We start from the raw sequence: 26,167 nt of genomic DNA on the forward strand, positions 1-26,167 counted from the left end.
CTAAGGAGCTTTGGGTATGAATGCTAAAGTGAATATTACGAATCGTGCAGGCGCAAGCTTTCCAGTACGTCGTATGAATTTTGACTTTAATGATGTACCAGAATATTGGATGAATGGTTCTGCTGGACTCACACATTTTATGACCGCATTGTCAGCATTGTTTCCGGCTGGTGAGAAATTCTTTATAGATAGTGTACGAGCAGTACGTTATCACCCAGCTATTAAAGATGATGAAGCGCTCCAAAAAGAGATTAGTGCTTTCATTGGACAAGAAGCAATGCATACTCAAGAGCACGTAAACTTCAATGCTTCTGCTCAAAAGTTTGGTCATGATGTAGAAACGTTAGAGAAATTTACCGATACGGCAATTCAAACAGCAATTAAAACTTTTGTAAAAATTGTCAAACCTTTCGGTATGACGAAAGAAATGGTTGATTTGACTGCTACAACGGCTCTTGAGCATTTTACCGCTACTATTGCTTCGCAATTATTGGTCAATAAGCACATTCAAGAGCTTATGACAGATGAGACAATGTCAACAATGTGGTATTGGCATGCGATTGAAGAAAATGAGCATAAAGCCGTAGCTTATGACGTGTACGAAGGTGTGTTTGGTAAAGGCATAAAAGCTTATGCGTTACGAACCAGTTCTTTAGTATTTGCTATGACTTTAATCTTTTTAATCCAGTCATCCTTTGTGCTTCGTTTATTAAAGCAAGACAACAAGTTGAATTTAGATGAACTGTCAGTAATTTATAAATACGGATATAGTCCATCTAAAGGTATTATTAGTGGTATGGCTAAAGAAATGTTAGCTTACTTTAAACCTGGCTTTCATCCGAATGACCTAGATACTGTTGGGCTATTGAAAACATGGAAAGCAAAATTAGGTTTATAGATTTAATTCATGATTTATAAAGGGCCCGATAGTGGCCCTTTTTATTTTTCTATAACTATTTTAAAGAGATCATACCGCAGATATTGCACCTTTATGTGTCTATGAATGACCTCATCTGATATTTCTCTGTCCTCATCTGCACTTAATTGGTACATCGAAAGACGTATGATTATAAATATTAAGAAAATAAATAAAGTTATATGTGAATTAGCTATTCACTTAAAAGGAGTCTGAGATGAATGCTAAGGTAAATATTTCCAATCGTGCTGGCGCTAGTTTCCCTGTGCGTCGTATGGATTTTGAATTTGCTCAGGTCCCACGTTATTGGGCAAATTATGATGCAGCATTAACACATTTTATGACAGCATTATCGGCCCTTTTTCCAGAAGGTGAGCAGTTCTTTGTAAATAGTACGCGTGCTGTTCGAAATGATCCAAAGCTTGCTGATTCAGATCTTCAAAAAGAAATTAGTGCTTTTATTGGTCAAGAAGCGATGCACTCCAAAGAGCATTTAGCATTTAATGCTTCAGCGCAGGCTTATGGTTATGATGTGCGCCATATGGAAAAGCAAACAGGAAAAGTCATTAAGATGGGTACAGCTGTTGTAACCAAATTGATGAAACCTTTTGGCTATACCAAAGAAATGATTGATTTAACTGGAACCTGTGCTCTAGAGCATTTCACATCGACCATTGCAGCTGAACTTTTACAAAACCCTGAAATTCAGGCCATGTTCCAAGACGACACTATGTATCATTTGTGGATGTGGCACGCAGTTGAAGAAAATGAACATAAAGCTGTGGCATTTGATGTGTATACTAGTATGTATGGACAAGGTCCGAAAGCTTATTTTATGCGTTCAACAGCCTTGATTATTGCAATGGCATTAATCTTCGCAACTCAGTCTTATTTTACTGCTAAGTTACTTAAAACTGATGATAAATTAACTTGGAAAGATACCAAATACATGCTTAAGTTTATGTATGGTCGTAAAGGTTTTATGACTCGTCAAATTCCAGAATTGCTTGATTTTTTAAGACCAAAATTTCATCCAAATGATTCTGATACCACAGCATTGTTGGCAACATGGCGTGAAAAATTAGGTCTTTAACAAATACTGAAAAAAGGGACAATTCAATTGTCCTTTTTTTTGCTCGTTTTTTCTTGGGAAGTTTTTATAATACGCACTACTTTAGAATCTTCATTGCGTTGAAACTCATGATTCGTACTATGCAAAACATTGATGTGGATATTGTCGTTCAAATTGAAAAATCAGTTCAGACACATCCGTGGTCAAGACAGCAATTTATTGAATCTTTGAATTCTTATCAATGTACAGTGATTGAGTCACAAAACAGAGTGGTTGGATTTTGTATTTTACAGCCTGTTTTAGATGAAGCTAATTTGTTACTCATGGCCGTTGATCCTCAAATGCAAGGGCAGGGTTTAGGATATGAGTTATTAAGTGCATCAATTGAAAAATTAGAAAATCAGCCAGTACAAATCTTTTTAGAAGTCCGTGAAAGTAATAAAGCTGCTATTGGTTTATATGAAAAAACAGGCTTTCACCAAATTGACCTGCGTCGCAATTATTATCCTACCCAAGATGGCGGGCGGGAACATGCGGTTATTATGGTAAAAACCTGTACAGATGATTTCGCATCTTTATTTAATGATTAAATTATTCCATTCAGAAGGTAACGTAGTCATAAGAGACGTACCTAGCTGTTGAATTTCTTCTGGTGATAATGACCTGTTTAAACGGCGCCATTGCCCATCGAGCAGAAGTTCTAAAGGGGTATATTGCGATTTATAGTTCATTTTGGCTGAGTGCGGTACCCAATAGCCTAAATAAAGATACTCTAAACCGAGCGATTTTACATATTCAATTTGGTTAAGAATAGAGTAAACACCAAGTGATCTGCGATGCTCGTCTGGATCAAAAAACGTATAGACAGCCGATAGCCCATCATCCATTAAATCGCAAGTAGAAACACTAATGAGACGATTGTCTTTCCAAAGCTCAAGAAAAAAACTATCTGTACAGCTATGTACTAAAAACTTTTCAAACTGATCTAAGCTCGGTGGAAACATATCACCATCTGCATGGCGTTCATTAATATAGCGTTCGTATAAATCATAATGAATTTGAGCTGCTTGTCGCGTAGGCAGAACAGTCATGGTGAGATCTTGATTTCGTTTCCATGCTTTTTTTTGCATGCTGTTCATTTGGAAATCGGCAACTGGAACACGACAAGACAAACATTGTCGACATAAGTGACATTCAGGGCGATAAACAAAGTCGCCACTACGGCGAAAGCCTAAACGAGAAAGTTCTGAAAGAGTGACCACATCAATTCGATGGATGGGGTCTAAAAATACCATGCGTGCAGATTTATTTTCTAAGTAGCTGCAATCATGAGGTGGAGTAATATAATACTGCAGATCATTTAAAAGGGACTTCGGGTGATATGATTTCATGATTGGTCCCTCCTGTTATCATTCCATTAATTTTGCATCTAATGCTATTGTTTTACTTGAAAATACACGTTCTTGATACTTTTTCCAATTGATAGAGGGGTGAATAATTACATCTTGTAACGATTTTAAGTAGTCTTGACGAGAAAGTGTACTGGCTCCCAGACTAATTAGGTGACTATTGACGAGTTGGCAGTCTATCCATGGTAGCTGATTTTCTTGTCCAATCAGCATTAATGTATAAAAAGCCATTTTTGAAACATCGGTTTCATTGCTAAACATTGACTCACCGAAACACCCTTTACCAATCGTAACACCATATAAACCTCCTACAAGATCCTCTTGTTGCCATACTTCAATACTGTAACCATAACCAGCATTAAACATCTCACAGTAGCCTTGAATAATATCTTCACTAATCCATGTTTCGTCTGCATAACTTCTTGGCAAAGAGCAAGAGCGAATAACTTGTTCAAAAGCATGATTAACCGTAATTGCATAGTCATGTTTTTTCATATTTCTCAGTAATGACTTGCTTGGTTTGTAGTTTTGAGGGTAGATCACGCAACGAGGTTCTGGGCTCCACCAACAAATAGGCTCATCTTCATTAAACCAAGGAAAGAGACCATGGGTGTATGCTTCATATAGGGTAGAAGGGGAGAGGTCCGCTCCGATACAAATTAAACCATGCCCATCTGGATCGGCTTCAATGGGATCAGGAAAAATGAATTGGGAAAGTGGAAGTGTATTCATAAAAACAAAATAAGATGAGCTTTAAGGTTATGCTATAAAAATTAATATATGTCAGCTAGTCATTATTATAAAAAAACAGCCGTTATAAGAACGGCTGTTTTAAAAACTCTAGAAATCTATGATTTAAAGATTATCTAGATATTTTTCAGCATCTAGAGCCGCCATACAGCCAGACCCAGCAGAAGTAATCGCTTGGCGATAAATGCTGTCAGCGACATCACCAGCAGCAAAAACACCAGCTACAGAAGTCGCTGTTGCATTACCAGAGGTACCGCTTTGCACTTGGATGTAGCCATCACGTAGGTTTAACTGGCCTTCAAACATTCCAGTGTTTGGCTTGTGACCAATTGCTACGAACAGACCATGAACCTCTACGTCTTGCTTAGAATCATCTTGAGTTGATTTAAGGCGAACACTGGTTACGCCAGTATTGTCACCCAATACTTCTTCAACTTCGTGGTTCCAGATAATGCTGATTTTGCCTTCTTTTTCTTTGGCAAATAAATGATCTTGCAAAATCTTTTCAGAACGTAAAGTATCACGGCGGTGTACTAACGTTACATGTGAAGCAATATTTGATAAATAAAGTGCTTCTTCAACAGCAGTGTTACCACCACCAACAACCATTACTTTTTGGTTTTTGTAGAAGAAACCATCACATGTTGCACATGCGCTTACGCCTTGTCCCATAAAGTTTTGTTCAGACTCTAGGCCAAGATATTGAGCTGTAGCACCAGTTGCAATAATTAAAGCGTCACATGTGTACTCTTCCATGTCACCTTTTAAAACAAAAGGACGTACATTTAAATCCACTTCGTTAATATGGTCATAGACGAGTTCTGTACCAAAGCGTTCAGCATGTGCTTGCATACGATCCATTAATGCAGGACCTGTTAAACCTTCAGGATCGCCCGGCCAGTTGTCAACTTCGGTTGTTGTTGTAAGTTGCCCACCTAGTTGTAAACCTGCAATTAAAGTAGGTTTAAGGTTTGCACGCGCTGCATATACTGCTGCACTATAGCCCGCAGGGCCAGAACCGAGAATAATTAACCGAGAATGACGAGCACTCATTGAGGGTATCCTTATTTATTTCGAGAATTTTGAAAATTATACGTGAATTTGCCGATCAATAGCGTTAAATCAATGTGGATAATATTGATCAGGTCAATCGAATTAAGTTATATAACAATATAGAAGTGCCTTATGTTAACAACAACTGTAAAGAATCATGCACCTTTTTTGTAAGAACAGGTGCATAATATAAAGTTCATTCGTTGAAGATCTAAAATATAGTTCTTCACATCTCTAAACCAATAATTAAATGGGTTACAGGACAGTATATGACTGCGGTGTCAAGTGTTTATGCACAGCGCTTATTGATGACATTATTCTTGGTTTCTTTTGGTATTTATATGTTTCTGGCAACAGTAACATATACACCATTTGACCCGGGCTGGATGCATATTTCCAGTGATACTCAGCAAGTATCCAATGCAAGTGGTATTGCTGGCGCATGGATTGCAGATTTGCTGTTTGGTTTTTTAGGATGGGCAAGTTTGCTTATTCCAATTTTCCTTTTCATTGAAGCAATTCAGGTTTGGTGGCCACGTAGTTTCCTAAACCGCCCATTTCGTTATGCTGCACAATTCTTCTTAATTTTAGTTGTATCTAGCTTACTTTATTTACACTGGAATGTGCCGGCAGATACTTTAGATAATGCAGCTGGGGGAATTATTGGTTATGAGTTAGGTCAAAGCCTATCTCAGTTGTTAACAATTTACGGTGCAACCTTATTTTTACTGGTTTTCGGGGTCGTGTTGTTTACTCTTGCATTTGGGGTGCAATGGAGTAAAACATGGGTTACGCTCAAAGCTACACCAAGTTATTTACAAGATTTATTTTATAAGAACGTATCTCCGAATGAATCGGATTATGACTTAACAACTCAACCTGCCAATAAAGCAGCCGCAGTTAAAGTTGTTGATAATGCAGAGACGAATGCGAATGCTTCAGATGAGAAAGAAGCATCAGTTCAATCTGACACAGCTCAACCACAATCTACGACAACGCGACATGATGCGGTTGCTGAGCGCTTATTTGCAGATGTGCTAGCGAAAGAGCAGAGCCGACCTGAACCTGTAGCAGATACACCAGTTGCAAATACTCAGAACTTTGAGCATACGCTTGAACAGGCCCATAAACTTGAACGAGATAGCCAACGTTTAGTTGCGACTGGCGAAGTATGGCGTGCTTTACAGCGTGATGATGCGAGTCATAAGCAAGAAATTGATGCGCTTTTAAGAGCAGCTGATGATTCGACAGAGATAGAACAAGTTCCTGCTCATGAGCAATTTCAGCAAACAATTTCTCAAGTAAATCAAAATCAACCATCATCTAAACAAGACTTACATGGTCTTGATTGGAATGATGATGAGATTTTTGATGAGTTGCTTGCCGCAGTTCCAAACAGTAAAACTGCAACAGATGTGCATACACCGTTTGTTCAAGATCACCATGTAGAAGCCGAACCAACTTCGCAATCTGTTAATATTGCGAATGAAACATCTTCAAATATTTCAAATTTAAATCAATCACCTAAAAATTTAGCAAACGAACAAGTCTTTGAAGATTTTGATGATTTATTAATAGATGAAGACATTGCTCCAACTGAACCTGTGAGAGCAAGTAGTTATGCGCAATCTTCAGCATTTGTAAAAGCTCCTATCCAAACGACTATTCAGGCCGACAAACTTTCAAAAGAAGAGTTTATTGAAGCTTGGCAGGAGACTGCTGGAAAACCGCAGGAAAATGTTGATTTTGATGAAGATGAATTCGATTTTGATGCACCGTTAACAGATGCATCAGGTCGCCCAATGTCTCGTGCAATGCAAGTTGCTAAGAAGCGTTTGGATTTGCCAACTTTACCGGGTCTTGACCTACTCGATAAGGTCGATCCAAATAAGAAAGTCAACTTTACTGAAGAGCAACTTTCACGTTTGTCTGAATTGCTTGAAATTAAATTGCAAGAATTTAACGTAAAAGCTCAGGTGGTAGAGGCTCAACCAGGGCCAGTTGTAACTCGCTTTGAGTTAGATTTGGCACCCGGTGTTAAAGCTTCTAAGGTTACGAATATCTCACGTGACTTGGCGCGTTCAATGTCGATGGCATCTGTACGTGTGGTCGAAGTTATTCCTGGTAAACCATACATTGGTATTGAAGTGCCAAACAGTGCCCGTGAAATGGTACGTTTGATTGAGTTATTGGAAACACCAACATATCGCGACCCAAGTGCATTAATTAGTATGGCGATGGGTAAAGATATTTCAGGTAATCCTGTACTCACTGATTTAGCGAAAGCACCACATATGTTGGTTGCTGGTACGACAGGTTCTGGTAAATCGGTTGCGGTCAACTCGATGATTTTATCGATGTTACTTAAATATACGCCTGACCAATTACGTTTAATTTTAATCGATCCAAAACAGCTCGAACTTGCAAACTATAATGATATTCCACATTTATTAACTCCAGTCGTTACTGACATGAAAGATGCGGTAAGTGCTTTGAACTGGTGTGTGAATGAAATGGAACGTCGTTATAAACTTATGTCGTTCTTAAAAATTCGTAAATTAAGTGACTATAACCGTAAAGTTGAAGAAGCGATTGCGAATGGTGAAGACTTAATTGATCCGACTTGGAAGCCAAGTGATTCAGCGACACAAGAACGTGCACCTCGTTTAACGCCATTACCATCTATTGTCATTGTTGCGGATGAGTTCGCCGACATGATTATGCAAGTGGGTAAAAAAGCAGAAGAAATGATTACCCGTTTGGCGCAAAAATCTCGTGCTGCTGGTATTCACCTATTGCTTGCGACTCAACGCCCATCTGTTGATGTTATTACCGGTTTGATTAAAGCCAATATTCCAACGCGCGTAGCACTACGTGTAAATAGTAAAATTGACTCACGTACTATTTTGGATGCTGGTGGTGCAGAAGACTTGTTAGGTCATGGTGATATGCTGTTCTTGGGCCCTGGTAAAATTGAGCCGGAACGTGTGCATGGTGCTTTCATTAGTGATGATGAAGTAAACCGTATTTGTGATGCTTGGCGTGAGCGTGGCGAGCCTGATTATATTGATGAAATCTTGACTCCATTTGATGAAGAGCCTGCATCACGTGGCTTTGAAGAGGGTGAGGGTAGTTCTGACCGAGATGCACTCTATGATCAATGTGTGTCATTCGTATTAGAAACTCGAAAAGCGTCTACATCTTCGCTACAGCGCAAATTTAGCCTTGGTTATAACCGTGCCGCTCGTATCATTGATCAAATGGAAGAGAGCGGCATTGTGAGCTCAATGGGCCCTAATGGTAAGCGGGATATTCTAGTTTAATACGTATAATTTAAGCCTCTTCGGAGGCTTTTTTATAACTTAAATAAAGTGAACCTATTTATAAATGACTTAAAGATTTTATCGTCTAGTAAAAAAATGCTAATGTATTTTCCCTAAATGAATAACAATGAATTAAATCAGGAGAAAGACATGTTATTAGCTCTGATTACGTTAGCCTTTATTCACTTTTGTGCACTTATCACTCCTGGGCCTGATTTTTTTCTTGTATCTCAAACCGCCATTAGTCGATCTCGTAAAGACGCTATGCTGGTCGTTGCTGGTATAACGGCGGGTGTTATGTTTTGGGCGTGCTTAGCACTGATGGGATTAAATCTTATATTTGAGAAAATGGCTTGGTTAAAGGAAGGATTGCTCATTGCTGGTGGCTTATATCTATGTTGGTTGGGCTATCAGATGCTACGTTCGGCTTTTTCAAAAAATCAGCAAGAGGGCCGTGTTGCTGTTGAGCTCCCAAAAGCACCTTACTTATTTTTTATTAAAGGTTTGATAACCAATTTATCAAATCCAAAAGCTGTTATTTATTTTGGTAGTGTTTTCTCTTTATTTTTAGCTAATCCTCAACTTGATCAAGTTCACTGGCTACTCTTTATTATTGTCACGGTCGAGACAATTTTATGGTTCTGCTTTGTGACTTTTATTTTTTCATTACCGAGTTTTAGAGCAGCTTACCGTAATTTTTCAAAATGGATTGATGGTATTTCGGGCGGTATTTTTACCGTATTTGGTATTTTCCTGATTGGTAATCGATAAGTTTAGATAAGAAAAAAGCCTCTTTAAGAGGCTTTTTATTTTTAAGCAAACTTTGCTAGAACTTCTAAAAATGGTGCTGATTGACGCGGAAACTTAGCAATTACATCATGGATGCGTTGGCCTTCAGGATCTTTGGCATTAATATCGCGTCCGTCCGCAATAAATTGAGTTAAAAGACGCTCATAGTCTGTTGGGCGCATATGTTTGAATGCATGGTAGAGCACATGAAAATCTGCATTCACACCACTTGGAGGAAGTTGGTTGAGGTAGGCAAAAACACGCTCATCGGACCATTCTTCATTGAAAGTTGCTGGCTGTGATAATGCCATGACAATCTCCTCATTTTAAAAAAGGCAAAATAACTTGCGTTATTTTGCCTTGATTCTGATTTATTGAATAGTCAGAAATAGAATTATCGTTCTTCAGGTAAATTGATATTCATTTCTAACATTTCGATATTGGCTTCAGAGCGAACTTGCATTTGGATATGCTGTTCACCTACACCGCTAACATAACGACTAACCACTTGCATGATTTCTTTTTTCATCTGATCAATTTTGTCTTGGCTTAAACGGCGGCCTAAACCTTGTTCAGAAGCAACAATAACTTTCAAACGATCTTTGGCAGTTTGAGCACTTGATGGTTTTTCTTCGCTGCTAAATAATTTACTCCAGAATCCTGCCATATCTACGCTCCAAATAGTCGTGCTAACCAGCCTTTAGGTTGAGCTGTGATGTGTCGATAAGGACGGTCTTCGCCAAGGAAGCGTGCAACCAAATCATCATACCCCTGACCAGCTTTAGTTTCTGAATACAGAATAACTGGCTTACCTTCGTTTGATGCTTGTAATACACTTGGACATTCTGGAATAACACCTAATGTCGGTACGCGTAAAATATCTTTAGAAATATCATCAATTGTCAGCATTTCCTGACGGTCAGCACGTTCCGGGTTAAAACGTGTAATACATAAATGTTTACGTATACGCCCTTCGTTGTGTTCAACTTTCTTGGTCTTGCTATCTAACATACCAATAATACGGTCAGAGTCACGTACTGAAGAGATTTCAGGGTTTGTTACAATGATTGCTTCATCTGCATGATACATGGCTAAAATCGCGCCACGCTCGATCCCTGCAGGTGAGTCACAAATGATGTAATCAAATTCTTGAGATAGCTCATCAATAACACGAGCAACACCTTCGTCGCTCAACGCATCTTTATCACGTGTTTGTGAAGCCGGTAAAATATAAAGGTTTTCGATATCTTTATCGCGAATAAGGGCTTGCTGCAGACGTGCTTCGTTATTAATAACATTAACAAAATCATAAACAACACGACGCTCACAACCCATAATCAAATCAAGGTTACGTAAGCCTACATCAAAATCAATCACAACAGTTTTATGACCACGAAGGGCTAAACCTGTTGCAAAAGATGCGCTCGTTGTAGTTTTACCTACACCACCTTTGCCTGATGTTACGACAACAATTTTGGCCACCGAATCCACTCCTATTATGGTCATACACCCTTAAAAGGGCTGTTTTTTGGTGATTTGCTTAATAAATTAAAGTTCTAGAGCTTCAAATTCAAGCTCTTGCTTTTCATTTAAATAAATATGTACTGGTTTTTTTACCACATGTTTAGGGATATCATCTGCGACACAATACGTTCCGGCAATGGAAACGAGCTCAGCCTCTAAAGATTGGCAAAAAATGCGTGCAGCTGCGTGCCCGCCCGCACCAGCAATGACTCTACCACGAACTGTGCCATAAATATGTATATTTCCTGAAGCGATCACCTCGGAACCACTATTCATGCCAGCCTTTAAAATAATATCGCCGTTATCTTGTACAAGGGATTGGCCTGTACGCAAAATTTCATCATGATAAGAGGTAATATGAGCGACCGCTATCTTGTTTAGTGGTTTTTTTGTTTCTGCTGAAGACGAGGCAGGAGCTGTAGCAGGTTTTTCCACAATAGCCACTTGTTCAGCTGTCGCTTTAATGCGTTGTAATGGTTGATCTGCCGGTAAAACAGGGAATTGAATAGCGCGAGCCTCATCTCCTAAAATACCGTCGATTACCGCCATTGGTTGTAAACCTAAGCTCACCAGAAGTTGAATCAATGCAATTAACTCTTGCTCAACTGTACTGTCAATAATCACTAAAGTTCCTTGATAGGAACCTTCATTTAAAATATTTGATAATTGCTGGCGGATCACATCATGATCATTGGTATCGAAGGTTATCCTGCTAAAGTTAACCATTCTGCCGGTAATCCGTATATCAGCCATAAGTCTTCCTTCAAGGCGTTAAACGAGCTGTAATATCGTTAAGTTTATTGTAAATAGGGCAAATGCTAGAACAATTCGTGCCAATTCTCTAGCGTGATTCATAAAAAATTAAATAAATGCTTATTCTTTGATTCGATCATACTCCGCAAGGGTTTGTTGCCATTGTTTGACCTTGACTTGTTTACGTACAGACTCCAGTGTCTCGAACACGACAGATTCAATCAATTGCTCAAGCTGACGATTATTAATATTGATTTCACTTACTCTTTGAGAAATTAATTGATAAGTAGGGTTCGGACTATTTGGTGAGCCCTCAATTAAAGGTTCAATTAAACCTGCACTAATATTTTCACCTAATCTTTGACCAATGCTTTGAATTTGCTGTTCAATGCGGCCCCCGACTAAAGGAATTAAGCGTAATAATTGAGTTAGCTCAGGCGTATCAATAATGGCTTGATCTACAATTTTGCCCACACCTTTTGTAATGGCAGGCTTTTGTTCTTTTAAAGCGGTGGCTAAAGATTCTTGTAATAATGCGGTTAGAGCGACAGTAAATTGCTCACGATGATGATTAACCAAATCATGAATAATCTGTTTATGACTAGAACTGGTTTCAAGTTCATATCTAATGCCATCAATCACGGTAATTACAACGCGGTCAGATAACTCTTCCATTACGACGCGATAATAAAATAGCCCAGTTTTCCGCCAGCTTTCCGGAACAACTGGATAGCCCAACTCATGTAAACGGTAAGCAATAATCCCAGCGCGGAATAAACGTAAAAAACGGAGCTGAGGAATAATAGCTAAAATTTCATACCAGTGAATAAACGGGAAAAAGAACCAACGCTTATGGTGCTTATTGATAATGGCAATAGCCCAGCGCACAAGCAACTCAATAATTAAAAAACCAATAAACCAAGCTTCTGATGTAATCACCCATGGATGTAGTGAAGTACGATAAAAGCTGAGTACTTGGGGCAAGTGAATATGTTCAAAGAACCATGCCCCAATACTGCTCATTAAAAAGAAATTAGTTGCAAGACAGAACAAGTTAAAAATGATAATAAACACCATAAAGATGTCGTAGATCAAAAACAGCTTAAATGAAAGGCTGTTTGGGTCTACATGATGATATTTCGTTTTTTTCCCAGAACTGTTTTGCATAATAACGGGCGCTTTCTTAAATATTTGCAGTGGTATATTGAGATTTCATTTGTTCAATAAGTTGATCTTTTTCGGTCCAAATGTCATGAACCCATTGCTGAAAACGTTCACGATAAGCCGCGTCATCTTCATAGTTGCCGCCAAGTACCCATTCCGGAATTTCAATTTTACGTAAGTTAACCGCAATTTTAGAAACATCCCCAAGCCAGAAATTGCTATATCCCGGTACGCCATCAGGATAGACGATGGTCATATCAACTAGGGCATCGATTTTGTCACCCAAGATGTTTAATGCAAGCGCCAAGCCACCTGCTTTGGGTTTTAGTAAATGCTTATAAGGGGATTTTTGCTGGTCATGTTTTTCTTGAGTAAAACGAGTCCCTTCCAAATAATTTAATAGTGTGAAGGGCTGACTTAAAAGCTGCTCACAAGCTTTACGTGCTTCCATCATGTCACGGTCTTTAAGTTCAGGATTCTTAGCGATCTGTTCTTTAGTGTGACGCTTCATCATTGGGAAGCCTAAAATTTTAAATGCTTGCCCAACAAAAGGAATAAAGATGAGTTCCCATTTAGTAAAGAAACGGGTAAGGGGCATACGGGTTAAACCAAAATATTGATTTACAGTCGTGTCAACCCAACTTTGATGATTACAGGTCATGAGATAACGACCTTGCATATTCAGATCAAGCCCTTCATCAATGGTAATGTCCCATTTTAGATTGGGTAGAACATGGTCAATTAACCAGTTATTTACCCCTAACCAGCTATTTGTAATTTGAATATTAGTTTCATCTATTTTTGATGATTTTTTTAAAAGCTTGGTCAGACCTAATGCAAGAACAGGAGGACCATGAAAAAAAGTACTTCCTGTAATGACTGTACCTACAGTGAGTCCACGTGTAATTTTTTTTAGCGCAGATTGTTTATTGGGTGCAGTTGGCATATAAATGACCCCGAATGTCTCAAATCCATAGAAAAGTTGTTCAACTATAACTGTCATAATATGAAATACAACGTTATCTTAGACAACAATGAAGAAATTGTGATGAGCTAGCATCTTAAAGTGCATCAAAATATTACAAAAACATAACTAAACTGTTTATTATTAACAAAATATCAATGTTTTATACTTCCTTTTTGTTTCATTATTCATTCAGACAACAAAACACACAAAGTGAGGAGGCATGCAATGCGTGCATTAGTTATTTCAACAGTGGTAGGGGCAGCAGTAGTTCTTTCTGGTTGTCAAACAACTGGTAATAATCTTGGTGGCGTTGAATACGATAAAGCCGCATTAGGTACTTTAATTGGTGCAGCAGCTGGTTATGGTATTTCTAAATCAAATGCAAACTCTAGCCGTCAAAACAACCGTGCTGCGGCAATTGGTGCAGTTCTTGGTGCTGCTGGTGGTGTATATCTTGACCAGAAAGAGAAAAAATTACGTCAACAAATGGCGGGTACTGGTGTAGACGTTGGCCGTAACCCAGATGGTTCTGTTCAATTGATCATGCCTGGTAGCATTACTTTTGATACAAACAAATCAAATATCAAGCCAAACTTCTACGCAACTTTGAACAAAGTGGCTCAAACTTTGGCTGAAGATAACAAGAGTGCAATTCTTGTAACTGGTTATACTGATAACACTGGTAATGACTCTATCAATATTCCATTATCACAAGCACGCGCTCAATCAGTACGTAGTTATTTAGCTAGCCAAGGCGTATCTGCTAGCCGTATCGACGCGCAAGGTTATGGTTCATCTAACCCGATCGCAGATAACTCAACTGCATCTGGCCGTGAACAAAACCGCCGTGTAGAAATCAGCATTTATGCTAAACAATAAGATCTAGTTTATTGTTTCAAAAACCACCTTCGGGTGGTTTTTTTATGGGTGCAGTACAAGAAATAATCACGACATTCTGCGGCGCATAAATTGCATTATTAGACATCATTTATACATATCCGTAGATTTACTATTGGGATTCTAAAAAAGAGATGACTATAATCATGCTCGAAAAATTAAGAGGTAATACACGATGTCATCTGCCAGTCAATTGAACAACAAGCAAGAAGAAGCCATGAAATATACTCAGGGCCCTTTATTGGTGCTTGCTGGCGCTGGTTCAGGTAAAACATCGGTAATTACGCGTAAAATTGCCTATTTGGTGCAACATTGCCGTATTCCTGCGCATCGTATAACCGCGATGACCTTCACAAACAAAGCTGCACGTGAAATGAAAGAACGTGTGACTAAGCTTTTGTCACGTGAAGAAGCAAAAGGTTTATCTGTTTCTACCTTCCATACTTTTGGTTTAAATCTTTTACGTTTAGAACTTAAAAATTTACCTTTAAAAGCTAATTTTTCGATTTTGGATGCAGACGACTGTAAACGTATTTTGATGGATCTCATGCATCGCGATAATTTATCGGGTGCAGAGAGTAAAGAATTAATTGCCAAGGCAATGAAGAAAATTTCAGATTGGAAAAACGATCTGATTTTGCCTGAACAAGCGCATTCGACTTGTGAAACACCAGAAGATGTCCAGTTTGCTCATCTTTATCAACTTTATGAACGTAATTTACGTGCCTACAATGCTGTCGATTTTGATGACTTGATTGTTATACCAACACGCTTATTGCAAGAAAATGCAGAAGTACGTGACAAGTGGCAAAACCGTGTCCGTTATTTATTAGTCGATGAATATCAAGATACCAACACCGCGCAGTATATTTTGGTCAAACTTTTAGTTGGGGTAATGGGGCAGTTCACCGCGGTAGGTGATGATGACCAGTCGATTTACGCATGGCGTGGTGCTAAGCCTGAAAATATGGCATTGCTTAAACAAGATTTCCCAAATCTACATATTATTAAGCTTGAACAAAATTACCGTTCGACCAGCCGTATTTTAAAAGCAGCTAACTGTGTGATTCAAAACAACCCACATATTTTTGACAAGAAATTGTGGAGTGATAAAGGACATGGGGAAGTCATCCGAATCATTACATGTCGTAATGATGACGATGAAGCAGAGCGCGTGGTCAAAGACCTACTAACTCACAAGCTGATGAACGGTAAGAACTGGAAAGATTATGCTGTGTTGTATCGCGGAAACTTTCAGGCACGTGTGTTAGAAACCCAGCTTCGTCAAATGCAAATTCCGTATAAACTCTCTGGCGGTACATCGTTCTTCGCCCGTGCAGAAATTAAAGACGTGATGAGTTACTTACGTCTTATTATTAATCCAGAAGATGACAGTGCTTTCTTACGAATTATTAATACGCCTAAACGTGCGATTGGCCCTGTTACTCTAGAGAAGCTAGGTTTATTTTCACAAGAAAATAATTTGTCTTTACTCGGTGCTTCTGCTGACCAGCGTTTAAGTATGGTGCTTCCTAAAAAGGCAGAAACACAGCTTCATGAGTTTGCTGACTTTATTGCGACATTTACTCGTGAATTGTTGGAAGATGATGAGCCTGTGCCTAAAGTTCGTCAAATGATGAATGAAGCGGGTTATATGGATTATGTTCGCGAACAGTCAGCTACACCTGCACAAGAGAAAAGTAAACTCGATAACATCGAGAATTTATTTACCAGTATTCAAAATCTGATTAATCGTGCAGAAGATGTTGATGAAAAGAATATTGAAAGTGTTATCCGAAAACTAGTTTTGCTCGATCTGTTAGAACAGCAGCAGGAAGAAGAAGATACAGACAAAGTGAACCTTCTTACTTTGCATGCAGCAAAAGGTCTGGAATTCCCATATGTGTACATTATGGGACTTGAAGAAGAACTATTGCCTCACAAGAACTCGATTGCAGCAGAAACCATTGAGGAAGAGCGCCGTCTCATGTACGTGGGAATTACACGTGCACGCCAAGGTTTAACGTTAACTCTAGCGGAACAGCGTAAAAATGGTGGACAGATGAAACAAATGACGCCTAGCCGTTTCCTTGATGAGCTTCCGCAAGATGAACTTGAGTGGTTAGGGCGTAAAAAGAAAATTGCGGCTAATGTTGATCCTAAAGAACAGGCTCAACAATATCTGGCAAATTTAAAAGCTTTATTAAAGCGTTAATTTTTTTATTTTTTAGGAAATCCCATGAAAGTTCAAGTGAAATTGCTCGATCCACGTTTAGGTAAAGAATGGCCTTTACCTTCATATGCAACAGCAGGTTCAGCGGGTTTAGATTTACGTGCCTGTTTAGATGAAGCAATTGATATTGAACCAGGACAAACTGTTTTAGTTAAAACAGGTATGGCAATTTATATTCATGATGTAAATTTTGCTGGTTTAATTTTACCGCGTTCAGGGTTAGGTCATAAACACGGTATCGTGCTTGGCAACTTGGTTGGTTTGATTGATTCGGATTATCAAGGTGAATTGATGGTTTCAGTTTGGAACCGTGGTCAAACCACATTCCGTTTAGAACCAGGTGAGCGTTTGGCACAATATGTTTTAGTACCAGTCGTACAAGCCGAATTTGAGCAAGTAGAAGAGTTTGAAGAAACTTTACGTGGCGCTGGTGGCTTTGGCCATACAGGTAAACAATAAGTTTTTTAAATATTAACGAAAATCAAACGCCTGTTGAACAGGCGTTTCTTTTTACATCTTGAATGTTACAAAGGATTATATTACAACACGCTTTACTCATATTCTTTTAACTTTTTTAGCAAACAAACCTTTCAAAAATTTTGAATAATCTATGTTTTTGCGATAGATCGAATTGATCTTTAAATAGAAGATACGCTATGAATGTAAGACACTCATTTCCAAAAAGTATTTTTCGTGCTTACGATATTAGAGGCAAACTTTCTTTCTTAACCACGGACGTTGTCCGTTCAATTGCCTACGGATTGGCACAACAATACAAACAAGCAAAACAAACTCAATTGGTAATTGGCTATGATGCCCGTCTCACAAGTCCAGCCTATGCACACTTAATCGAAGAAATTTTAATAGAACAAGGTTTAAAAGTGACCAACATTGGTTGCTGTTCATCCCCAATGATGTACTACATCGCACGAGATTTTGGTGGCAATGGCATTATGGTGACAGCAAGCCATAACCCAAAATCTGATAATGGTATTAAGTGGATTTTAAAAGGCGAACCGCCGTCTCCAGAAATGATTCAGCAGGTGGGTGAAGAAGCTCAAACTTATGTACCATCTCATTCAATTTCTGTACTTGAGTTAACCTTACCGCAATTTAAAGCTGAATTTTGCCAACAATACCAACAAGCTATTTTTAAAGATATTCAGTTAAAACGTCCTTTAAAAGTTGTTTTAGATGGTTTGCATGGCTCAGCCGGGCATTGTTCAAAACTAATCTTAGAAAAAATGGGTTGTGAAGTCATTGCTTTACGCACCAATCCAAATGGTGAGTTTCCAGATCACGCACCAGACCCTTCACATGCGGCACATTTAACTCATTTGCGTAAAGCCGTGGTCGAGCAGCAGGCGGATATTGGCATCGCTCTTGATGGCGATGGAGACCGTGTTGTTTTAGTCGATGAAAAAGCACAGATATTGACAGCAGACCGCTTATTGTCGCTTTTTGCCCAAATGTGCCTTGAGCAGCACCCAGAGCAAGAAATTGTTTTTGATGTGAAATGCTCACGTATGGTTCAAGAAACCGTCGAGAAACTCGGCGGAAAAGCAAAAATGATCCGCACGGGAAGTAGTTTCCTACGGGCTTATTTATCTCAATCGAATGGCCGTGCAATTTTTGGTGGAGAATATGCAGGTCATTATGTGTTTAATGATGGCCGTGGTTTTGGCTACGACGATGGTTTATATGCTGCATTACGAATAATGGAGTATTTTACCCAATCTAATGCCGCTACAATTTCTGAATTATTTGCTCCATATCCAGAAAGATGTTGTACAGAAGATACCTATATTGGTACTTATCAGTCTGATCCAAAGTATGTATTACAAGATATTGAGATTTTAAGTCATCGCTTAGGGGCACGTATTAGTAAAATTGATGGCGTACGTCTTGATTTTGATGATGGTTTTGGCATTATTCGAGCATCAAATACTGGTGAATACTTTACAGTACGATTTGATGCAGATAATCCTTTACGATTAAAGGAAATCCAGCAAAAATTTGTGGATATGTTACAAGAACACTATCCGCAAATTGCACAAGAACTTTCAGAGGCCTAAGTAAGGAGAGGCGTAATGCCACAACATCAGCATATCGGTGTCGACAAAGCAAAAATCTTGATTGAAGCTTTGCCGTATATTCAACGCTTTACTGGTAAAACGCTGGTGGTGAAATACGGTGGCAACGCAATGACTGATCCGGAGCTTGAAAGTTCATTTGCCCGAGACATCGTTTTACTTAAAACAGTAGGATTAAATCCGATTGTTGTTCACGGTGGTGGACCACAAGTGGACTCATTCTTAAAACAGTTAGGCCGTGAATCTGACCGTATTGACGGTATGCGTGTAACTGATGCTGCAACCATGGAAGTGGTTGAAATGGTGTTGGGCGGTAGCGTAAATAAATCAATTGTTAATCTGATTAATAAACACGGTGGACGTGCGATTGGTTTAACAGGTAAAGATGGTAATTTACTTCGTGCCCGCAAATTGCTCATGGAAAAGCAAGAAGAAGATGGTTCTATCAAACATATCGACTTGGGTATGGTTGGTGAAGTGACAGGCGTTAAAACAGATGTATTGGAAATGTTCACCCAAAGTGACTTTATTCCAGTGATTGCACCGCTAGGTGTAGATGAAGAAGGCAATACTTATAATATTAATGCTGATTTAGTTGCAGGCAAGGTTGCAGAAGCCCTAGGCGCTGAAAAATTAATTTTGCTCACCAATATTAGCGGTGTGCTTGATGAAAATAAAAATCTGTTAACTGGTCTTACGACACAAGAAGTTGATCGCCTCATTGAAACAGGTGTGATCTATGGTGGTATGATTCCTAAGGTAGGCTGTGCGCTTGATGCTGTTAAAGGCGGCGTTGTGAGTGCGCATATTGTTGACGGTCGCGTGCCACATGCAACATTACTTGAAATCTTCACTGATCATGGTGTTGGAACGCTGATTTCTAACCGCACTAAAACAGCTTAAGAAATCCGTTATTCTCAATAAAAAGATCACCCTAGGTGGTCTTTTTTTATACCATCTTGATTTGGTCATTTTTTTGTCATGAGCTTTGACTAGTGTAGGGGGTGTCACTAGGAGCGTTCATTATGCTGGAAAAATTTAATCAATATCGCCAAACCTGGACTTTACCTTTAAATCGTCATAAAGCAATAAATCAGACGCAATTTCGTTTTGAGTGGGTTGATAATTTAAAAGAATTACAAGATGTACAACGGTTTCGTGCACAACAATTTAGTCAACAATTTGGAATCAAGTTTGAAGATAACTTAGACCAAGATATTTACGATTTTGGTTGTGAACATGCGGTCTTGCGTGAAAAGTGGACTGGAGAAATTGTAGCGTATACGCGTCTAAAACTATTTCAAGGCCACGAAATAGCACAGAGTTACAGCGCACATGAGTTTGATATTGTTCCTCAGTTATCGCATCTTCCAAATGTGTTAGAAATAGGCCGTACTTGTGTACATCCTCGCTTTCGTAATGGTAAAGCATTATCTATGCTGTGGTTAAATCTTGCACCTAAAGTGCTATGGTCAATGCGTGCTAAATATTTAATGGGCTGTGTCAGTATTCATTTGCAAGATAATTTGGCTAGAGCGTACTACACGCATCGTCAGATTCAGCAGTTACCTGAAAGTAAAACGATTGATATCCGTTCGAAAAAAATCTATGAACCTGAATATCCTGAGTTTAGCTTTCCACAAGATGAACGTATGCCAAAGCTATTCCAAATGTATTTGAGCATGCAGTCAAAATTATCGAAACAGGCATTTTTTGATGAAGAGTTTAACTGTTTGGATTATTTTGTATTTCTCGAGGTCAATAAAGTCGCGACCTCGTTTGTAATGAATAAAATGGTGCAGCGTTAATCATATTTTCTATTTTGTAATAGCCAGCACATATTGAGATTTGCAAGCACTTTTACTCTCATGCACAATAGAGCATATGGGGTAATTAGAAGTAGTTTAAAAAGCGATATGTGCCAGCTATTAGGAATGAATTGTGCAACACCAACGGATATCACTTTTTCCTTCCGTGGTTTTTCACAGCGTGCAGGAATTACTTCAGATCATAGTGATGGGTTTGGCATTGCATTTTTCGAAGATAAGGCGTGCCGTTTATTCGTTGATAACCAATCGGCAGTTGAGTCTCCAATTGCTGATCTCGTTCGTAATTATCCTATTAAATCACGCAACGTGATTGCACATATCCGCAAAGCTACTCAAGGTAAAATCACTTTAGAAAACTCTCATCCGTTTATTCGAGAGTTGTGGGGGCGACACTGGATCTTTGCCCATAATGGTGATTTACATGACTTTAATCCGCCGTTAAGTGGACGTTTCACACCAGTAGGTAATACCGATAGTGAGCGTGCATTTTGTTATTTGCTCGATCAACTCGTTGAAGCTTTTGGTTATGAAGAACCAAGTCTTGAACAGATATTTGAAGTGTTAGAAAAGATTTCTCCACAAATTGCAGAATACGGCACATTTAATTATTGTCTATCTAATGGCAAAGCATTATTTAGTTATGCCATTACTAAATTACATTGGCTCGTTCGTGAATATCCATTTAATCATGCTCATTTAATTGACTTAGATGTCGAAGTCGATTTTAGCCAGGTAACCACTCCAGAAGACCGTGTGGCAGTAATAACAACTGAACCTTTAACACATAATGAAAATTGGACAGCATACCAACCTGGTGAAATGATTTTATTTCAATATGGTCAACCAATTAAAAAGGCTATTACCTTTGTAGAAAGATTAAAGCGCGAACAGGAAAATCCTGAACTTAAACGTATTACGCGTGCAGATCAGTATTAATATAAAATACATTTAAAACATATGAATAAGGATATTTATATATTTTTATCATTTAATAATTAAATAGTTTGTTTAAAAAATACTTTATTATTTTAGTTGGTTAATTTTAATTAAATATTTTAAAAACAATAACTTGAGTTGAATATAATTTTTATATGCTAAAGCCGACAAAATAGGTTTGTTTTTATTTATATTCTTTAAATATATCATGGAGTTTATGCAACGATCATTAATCATCATTGGGGAGATGTATGAAAATGAAATGGGCTTCAGAATATAATACGGGTATTGATGTTATTGATGAGCAACATAAACGAATACTTGATTATATTAATGAAATTGATGATGTAAAAGATGAAGAGGATAGACGTCGTATTAAAGATGTTCTAGACAATATTATCGATTACACGCAATCACATTTTACTTTCGAAGAAAGTTTGCAAGAGGAAGCTGATTATAAATATCGTGTACCTCATAAACGTGTACATGATTTATTTATTAAAAAAATAGAGTTATATCGTGAACGTTTTGAAATGGGGCACACGATTGAAGCAGAATTACAAGAAATTTTGGCTAAATGGTTAATTAACCATATTCAACATGATGATGCCGATTATGTAGGAGCAGTAAAAGAAAATATGATGGGAATTATTAGAGAAAAAGAAAAGAAAAAAGGGAAAAACTGGTTTGCTCGGTTTTTCTCATAAACTGAAATAAAAATAACTCATAATTTCAGTTAGCGCGGCAAACTATCATTTCGGTAGTTTGCTTTTTTTATTGAGCAAACTTTGATTTTCAAGCATGACACGGGCAAAATATCTCTAGTCTTTTTCAAGGAATGCATAATGCAGGACATACCTATGTCACGATGGTTATCGCCCCTGATGGCGTTTTGCTTATCTTTCATCATTATGGCGACATTGGCACCCACGATGGGCATCCAGATTGATCGTCAACTCGATTTCTGGTTGTTGTGGTTAGGCACAATGTTGCTATTGGCACTACCAGTTTGTTATTTGGAAATTGCTTTAGCAAAACGGTCGAAGACTACAGCCTTAAATGCTTTATCAAGTTTAACTCGTGAAGCAGATAGTTCCCCAAAATGGCGTTTGGTTGGCTGGCTTGCAGTTATTTTTATTCCATTTTTAGCTGGTAATGTATTAAGTACCGCTGGCAATTTACTGACTACACAACTTAATAATAGTGTTTCAGGACAACTTGTTTTTGCTGGCCTTGCTGTTGTGGCTCTCATTTTATCTTTTATTCCACGTCAAATTTTAATTTTACTGATGACGGTTGGTGTAATTGCTTCTCTTGTTTTAGCTAACACAATGGGAACAACTTTACAGCCTTGGCACTGGACCCATGTTGAGTTTAAAGAATGGGGTAATGCGACTGTACTTGCACTTGTTGCGAGTGGATTGGGCTTAGGGCTTTACTGGCAAAATAGTGTAGGTACTGTTCAGTCGCAAGAAGGTGCAACGAAAACTGTTCTTCCAATTTGGTTAGCTCAGTTAATTGCTGTGATTGCCTTTGGTTTCTTTTCTTTACAAGCACAGCTTCCTGTTTTTACTTGGATCTTTACCGCAGTAATGACCACAGCGTTATTTGTACAATTGGCTAGAGAGCAGCTTGCTCAGCGTCAGCTTATGCCTATTTTACAGTGGGTGATTATTGTTGTAACGATTGCTGTTTGGGCTGTGCCTGAGCTTCATAACATCTTTACGCTGATTTTGATGCTTTGGGGATTACTCATTTGCTTGATCTATGCCATTTTTGCTGGCTGGGTTATGAAAATTAGCCATTTACGTAAATCTATGAATTTTAGCAATGAGTTGTTTTATAACTTATGGCGCATTGCGGTACGTATTGTATTGCCGCTTTCAATTGTTATTGCCATGATTGCGGTGATTGGACAAATTATCTGATGGAAAAAGCTCAGCAAGTGTGGGTTGCTTATGCAGCCCCAGAGCAACAGTTTTTAGTTGCTATTCCATTTGAAGCTGGTATGACTGCATTACAAGCAGTTGAGGCGAGTGGCTTGCAGACACAGGTCAGTTTGCCTGAGCCATTACAATTTGGCATCTTTGGTGCAAAAGTTGAAGCACATGCGATTTTGCAAGCTGGTGATCGAGTTGAGGTTTATCGACCTTTAACGATTAACCCTAAAGATATACGTCGTAAACGCGCCGAGAAAAACCCTGTGGGGCGATATATTAAAAATAATCGCTTTAAGCAATAAGCCCCATAAACAAAACCCCTCAAAGTATTTCACTTGAGGGGTTTATTTTTATTAGAAAAAACGATTATAGTGGTGGTGCAGTTAAAATCGCTTCTTTAGAAGCAGGTAAACCTGGTTGCGATTCTGGAATAGTTTCTAAACCTTCAATTTTAGTTACTGTGCCAGTGCCATCAAAGTAAATTTTTAAATGCTGACCATGTGCTGCGGGGATTTTTGCTTTTTTAGCATAAGTTCCCGGGATATAGTTGTAAATGTAGTCCCAACGTAGAGGATTGAGGGGATCAGTCACAGTTGGACTACCAAGCAAAAAACGCACTTGCTGGAAATTCATGCCGACTTGTACTTGAGAGGCTTGAGCTTTGGTCAATGGAGTCCCTTGAGGAATATCAACCTTATATACACCAAAGATTGAACAACCAGCAAGGAGTGAAGTGACTAATAACGTCAGCACGAGTTTTTGCATTTTGCTACACTATCCCAATAAATTATGATGCATTTGATCAAAGGATAGATCATACTTCATCTAAATTCTATTGCCTATTCCAACTTGAGATTTGTTGAGAGACCTTTTTTCATGCCTATTTCCAATCAAGATTTGCGCAAAGCTGGACTTAAAGTTACCCTTCCTCGAATTAAGATTTTGGAATTATTAGAAAATTCAAAACAACATCATCTTAGCGCTGAAGATATTTACAAGACTTTGTTAGAACAAGGGGAAGATGTCGGTCTTGCGACAGTTTACCGTGTGTTAACACAATTTGAAGCTGCAGGTATCATTCAGCGCCACCATTTCGAAAATAATCATTCTGTTTTCGAAATTATGCAAGAAGATCATCACGATCATTTGGTTTGCCATAATTGCAACAAAGTTATTGAATTTACTAATGATGTTATCGAGAAAGAACAGCATGCTGTAGCTGAGCAACATGGGTTTACCTTAACGGGTCACTCATTAAACCTCTACGGTTACTGTAACGAACCTGAATGTCAGGAAGTACTGCGCAAGAAATAATCGTTTTCACACAAAGAAAACAAATAAAAAAGGAAGGTTACGTTTAACCTTCCTTTTTTTATGAAGAAATTACTGTCTGTCGAAGGTTAAATGCTGATTTGTGCCTGCAATTTGCTCAGGACCTTCTTCGGCAAGCTTAATTGTTAAACGTAAATCGTTTGGTGAGTCGGCATGTTTTAATGCATCTTTGTAGGTAATTTGTCCTGACTTATAGAGATCAAACAGTGCTTGGTCAAAAGTTTGCATACCGAGTTCACGTGAGCGTTTCATTAAATCTTTAATTTCATGAATTTCGCCTTTGCGAATATAGTCTGAAATTAGTGGTGAGTTAATGAGAATCTCGATCGCTGCACGGCGCGAATTACCATCTGGAGTCGGAATAAGTTGTTGTGCAATCATGGCCTTTAAATTAAGCGATAAATCCATGTAGAGCTGGCTATGACGGTCACTTTCAAAGAAGTGAATAATACGGTCAAGTGCTTGGTTGGCGTTGTTCGCATGCATCGTGGCTAAGACCAAGTGACCCGTTTCGGCAAAACCAATCGCATAGTCCATGACTTCACGCGTACGGATCTCACCAATCAAGATTACATCGGGTGCTTGTCGCAAAGTATTCTTTAAAGCAATTTCAAATGAGTCTGTATCGATCCCGACTTCACGTTGGGTAATGATGCAGCCAGCATGTTCATGAATAAACTCGATAGGGTCTTCAATGGTAATGATGTGACCTTTGGAGTTATGGTTACGATAGCTAATCATTGAAGCCAATGATGTCGATTTACCTGTACCTGTTGCCCCTACAAAAATAATGATGCCGCGTTTGGTCATCGATAAATCTTTAAGCACAGGTGGTAACTGCAAGTCATCAATTGAAGGAATTTTAGTTTCAATTCGACGTAGTACCATGCCGGGCATGTCACGCTGTTGAAAAGCACTCACACGAAAGCGGGCAGTTTTATCGCGGTTCATAATGGCAAAATTACATTCACGAGTCTCTGCAAATTCTTTGCGTTGTTTTTCACTCATGATGGAATGTAATAGTTGTCCAATAATTTCGCCTGAAAGACTATTTTTTGAAATGGGAACAATTTGCCCGTTAATCTTCATCGATGGTGCAACGCCATCTGTAATAAAGAGGTCGGATGATTTTTTTTCAACCATGAGGTTGAGTAGGTCGTTAAAATCCATATTTATTCTCTAGTTAT

At 38.5% G+C, this 26,167-nt stretch carries 27 protein-coding genes; 16 read left to right on the forward strand and 11 right to left on the reverse strand.

Translation table 11 applies throughout. From position 1 onward, the window contains the following. The first annotated feature begins 16 nt into the window (after window positions 1-16). The 3 genes from F928_RS11505 (at window position 17) to rimI (ending at window position 2,578) form a co-directional block, all read left to right on the forward strand. Window positions 17-898 (forward strand): metal-dependent hydrolase, encoded by an 882-nt coding sequence (locus tag F928_RS11505; protein ID WP_002121792.1) that lies wholly within the window; start codon window positions 17-19, stop codon window positions 896-898. Between the two features lie 235 nt (window positions 899-1,133). Beyond that, window positions 1,134-2,009, forward strand: coding sequence for a metal-dependent hydrolase (locus tag F928_RS11510; RefSeq protein ID WP_005075295.1), 876 nt, complete (start codon window positions 1,134-1,136; stop codon window positions 2,007-2,009). Between the two features lie 107 nt (window positions 2,010-2,116). After that, entirely contained in the window at window positions 2,117-2,578 is a 462-nt protein-coding gene (gene rimI, locus F928_RS11515; RefSeq protein WP_005075296.1) for a ribosomal protein S18-alanine N-acetyltransferase, read from the forward strand. Here the strand turns inward: rimI and F928_RS11520 are convergent. The 3 genes from F928_RS11520 to trxB form a co-directional block, all read right to left on the reverse strand. Next, window positions 2,564-3,379 carry an arginyltransferase gene (locus F928_RS11520; RefSeq protein WP_004703325.1) on the reverse strand — a complete coding sequence of 272 codons (816 nt, stop codon included), beginning with the start codon at window positions 3,377-3,379 and terminating at the stop codon, window positions 2,564-2,566. The two genes, rimI and F928_RS11520, sit on opposite strands and share 15 nt — an antisense overlap. Window positions 3,380-3,397: 18 nt before the next feature. Continuing rightward, window positions 3,398-4,129, reverse strand: coding sequence for a leucyl/phenylalanyl-tRNA--protein transferase (aat, locus tag F928_RS11525; RefSeq protein WP_005075298.1), 732 nt, complete (start codon window positions 4,127-4,129; stop codon window positions 3,398-3,400). A gap of 123 nt (window positions 4,130-4,252) precedes the next feature. Next, complete coding sequence (gene trxB / locus F928_RS11530; RefSeq protein WP_002121722.1) at window positions 4,253-5,200, reverse strand: thioredoxin-disulfide reductase; 948 nt, start codon at window positions 5,198-5,200, stop codon at window positions 4,253-4,255. Window positions 5,201-5,469: 269 nt separating this feature from the next. Between trxB and ftsK the strand changes: the two genes are divergently transcribed. Both ftsK and rhtC read left to right on the forward strand, forming a co-directional pair. Then, entirely contained in the window at window positions 5,470-8,523 is a 3,054-nt protein-coding gene (gene ftsK, locus F928_RS11535; RefSeq protein ID WP_005075302.1) for a DNA translocase FtsK, read from the forward strand. A 150-nt stretch (window positions 8,524-8,673) separates the two neighbouring features. Next, window positions 8,674-9,294 (forward strand): threonine export protein RhtC, encoded by a 621-nt coding sequence (gene rhtC, locus F928_RS11540; RefSeq protein ID WP_005075303.1) that lies wholly within the window; start codon window positions 8,674-8,676, stop codon window positions 9,292-9,294. A 41-nt stretch (window positions 9,295-9,335) separates the two neighbouring features. Here rhtC and F928_RS11545 read toward each other — a convergent pair whose 3' ends face one another. The 6 genes from F928_RS11545 to yihG all read right to left on the reverse strand — a co-directional run bounded on the left by F928_RS11545 (window position 9,336) and on the right by yihG (window position 13,699). After that, complete coding sequence (locus F928_RS11545) at window positions 9,336-9,623, reverse strand: PA4642 family protein (protein ID WP_002121755.1); 288 nt, start codon at window positions 9,621-9,623, stop codon at window positions 9,336-9,338. Window positions 9,624-9,706: 83 nt separating this feature from the next. Further along, window positions 9,707-9,979: a cell division topological specificity factor MinE gene (gene minE, locus F928_RS11550; protein WP_000896934.1), complete on the reverse strand. Its 273-nt coding sequence runs from the start codon at window positions 9,977-9,979 to the stop codon at window positions 9,707-9,709. A 2-nt stretch (window positions 9,980-9,981) separates the two neighbouring features. Next, entirely contained in the window at window positions 9,982-10,794 is an 813-nt protein-coding gene (gene minD, locus F928_RS11555; protein ID WP_002121719.1) for a septum site-determining protein MinD, read from the reverse strand. Between the two features lie 66 nt (window positions 10,795-10,860). Then, the gene (minC, locus tag F928_RS11560) at window positions 10,861-11,589 is read right to left on the reverse strand and encodes a septum site-determining protein MinC (protein WP_005075304.1); all 729 of its coding nucleotides are present in this window, start codon (window positions 11,587-11,589) and stop codon (window positions 10,861-10,863) included. A gap of 120 nt (window positions 11,590-11,709) precedes the next feature. Next, window positions 11,710-12,756, reverse strand: a complete 1,047-nt coding sequence (locus F928_RS11565; RefSeq protein WP_002121797.1) for a hypothetical protein — start codon at window positions 12,754-12,756, stop codon at window positions 11,710-11,712. A 16-nt stretch (window positions 12,757-12,772) separates the two neighbouring features. Next, on the reverse strand, window positions 12,773-13,699 hold the full coding sequence (gene yihG, locus F928_RS11570) for an acyltransferase (protein WP_002121700.1): 927 nt from the start codon (window positions 13,697-13,699) through the stop codon (window positions 12,773-12,775). A gap of 246 nt (window positions 13,700-13,945) precedes the next feature. On the opposite strand from yihG, the gene yiaD reads away from it, so the two are divergent. The 10 genes from yiaD (at window position 13,946) to F928_RS11620 (ending at window position 23,950) form a co-directional block, all read left to right on the forward strand. Then, window positions 13,946-14,599, forward strand: a complete 654-nt coding sequence (gene yiaD, locus F928_RS11575; RefSeq protein WP_005070886.1) for a YiaD family glycine zipper/OmpA-like lipoprotein — start codon at window positions 13,946-13,948, stop codon at window positions 14,597-14,599. Between the two features lie 193 nt (window positions 14,600-14,792). Beyond that, window positions 14,793-16,832, forward strand: a complete 2,040-nt coding sequence (gene rep / locus F928_RS11580; RefSeq protein ID WP_002121773.1) for a UvrD-helicase domain-containing protein — start codon at window positions 14,793-14,795, stop codon at window positions 16,830-16,832. 24 nt (window positions 16,833-16,856) lie between these two features. Continuing rightward, a complete protein-coding gene (dut, locus tag F928_RS11585; RefSeq protein ID WP_002121799.1) occupies window positions 16,857-17,309 on the forward strand; it encodes a dUTP diphosphatase in 453 nt (150 codons plus the stop codon). Between the two features lie 197 nt (window positions 17,310-17,506). Continuing rightward, window positions 17,507-18,925: a phosphomannomutase/phosphoglucomutase gene (algC, locus tag F928_RS11590; protein ID WP_002121781.1), complete on the forward strand. Its 1,419-nt coding sequence runs from the start codon at window positions 17,507-17,509 to the stop codon at window positions 18,923-18,925. 15 nt (window positions 18,926-18,940) lie between these two features. Further along, entirely contained in the window at window positions 18,941-19,846 is a 906-nt protein-coding gene (argB, locus tag F928_RS11595) for an acetylglutamate kinase (RefSeq protein WP_002121716.1), read from the forward strand. Window positions 19,847-19,968: 122 nt separating this feature from the next. Beyond that, window positions 19,969-20,751 (forward strand): GNAT family N-acetyltransferase, encoded by a 783-nt coding sequence (locus tag F928_RS11600; RefSeq protein WP_002121744.1) that lies wholly within the window; start codon window positions 19,969-19,971, stop codon window positions 20,749-20,751. A 108-nt stretch (window positions 20,752-20,859) separates the two neighbouring features. Beyond that, window positions 20,860-21,708, forward strand: coding sequence for a class II glutamine amidotransferase (locus tag F928_RS11605; RefSeq protein WP_002121748.1), 849 nt, complete (start codon window positions 20,860-20,862; stop codon window positions 21,706-21,708). A gap of 251 nt (window positions 21,709-21,959) precedes the next feature. Beyond that, window positions 21,960-22,415, forward strand: a complete 456-nt coding sequence (locus F928_RS11610; RefSeq protein ID WP_002121698.1) for a bacteriohemerythrin — start codon at window positions 21,960-21,962, stop codon at window positions 22,413-22,415. A gap of 153 nt (window positions 22,416-22,568) precedes the next feature. Continuing rightward, window positions 22,569-23,636, forward strand: a complete 1,068-nt coding sequence (locus F928_RS11615) for an SLC5/6 family protein (RefSeq protein ID WP_005075306.1) — start codon at window positions 22,569-22,571, stop codon at window positions 23,634-23,636. Beyond that, window positions 23,636-23,950: an RnfH family protein gene (locus F928_RS11620; protein ID WP_002121714.1), complete on the forward strand. Its 315-nt coding sequence runs from the start codon at window positions 23,636-23,638 to the stop codon at window positions 23,948-23,950. The genes F928_RS11615 and F928_RS11620 overlap by 1 nt, the downstream gene beginning before the upstream one ends. Window positions 23,951-24,014: 64 nt before the next feature. On the opposite strand, the gene omlA is transcribed toward F928_RS11620, so the two are convergent. Then, window positions 24,015-24,413: an outer membrane protein assembly factor BamE gene (omlA, locus tag F928_RS11625; RefSeq protein WP_002121740.1), complete on the reverse strand. Its 399-nt coding sequence runs from the start codon at window positions 24,411-24,413 to the stop codon at window positions 24,015-24,017. A 111-nt stretch (window positions 24,414-24,524) separates the two neighbouring features. On the opposite strand from omlA, the gene fur reads away from it, so the two are divergent. Next, complete coding sequence (fur, locus tag F928_RS11630) at window positions 24,525-24,962, forward strand: ferric iron uptake transcriptional regulator (RefSeq protein WP_002121758.1); 438 nt, start codon at window positions 24,525-24,527, stop codon at window positions 24,960-24,962. 69 nt (window positions 24,963-25,031) lie between these two features. Here the strand turns inward: fur and pilU are convergent, their stop codons facing one another. Then, window positions 25,032-26,150: a PilT/PilU family type 4a pilus ATPase gene (gene pilU, locus F928_RS11635; RefSeq protein WP_002121759.1), complete on the reverse strand. Its 1,119-nt coding sequence runs from the start codon at window positions 26,148-26,150 to the stop codon at window positions 25,032-25,034. Window positions 26,151-26,167 lie beyond the last annotated feature (17 nt).

This window comes from Acinetobacter pittii ATCC 19004 = CIP 70.29 (assembly GCF_000369045.1).
GTDB lineage: Bacteria > Pseudomonadota > Gammaproteobacteria > Pseudomonadales > Moraxellaceae > Acinetobacter > Acinetobacter pittii.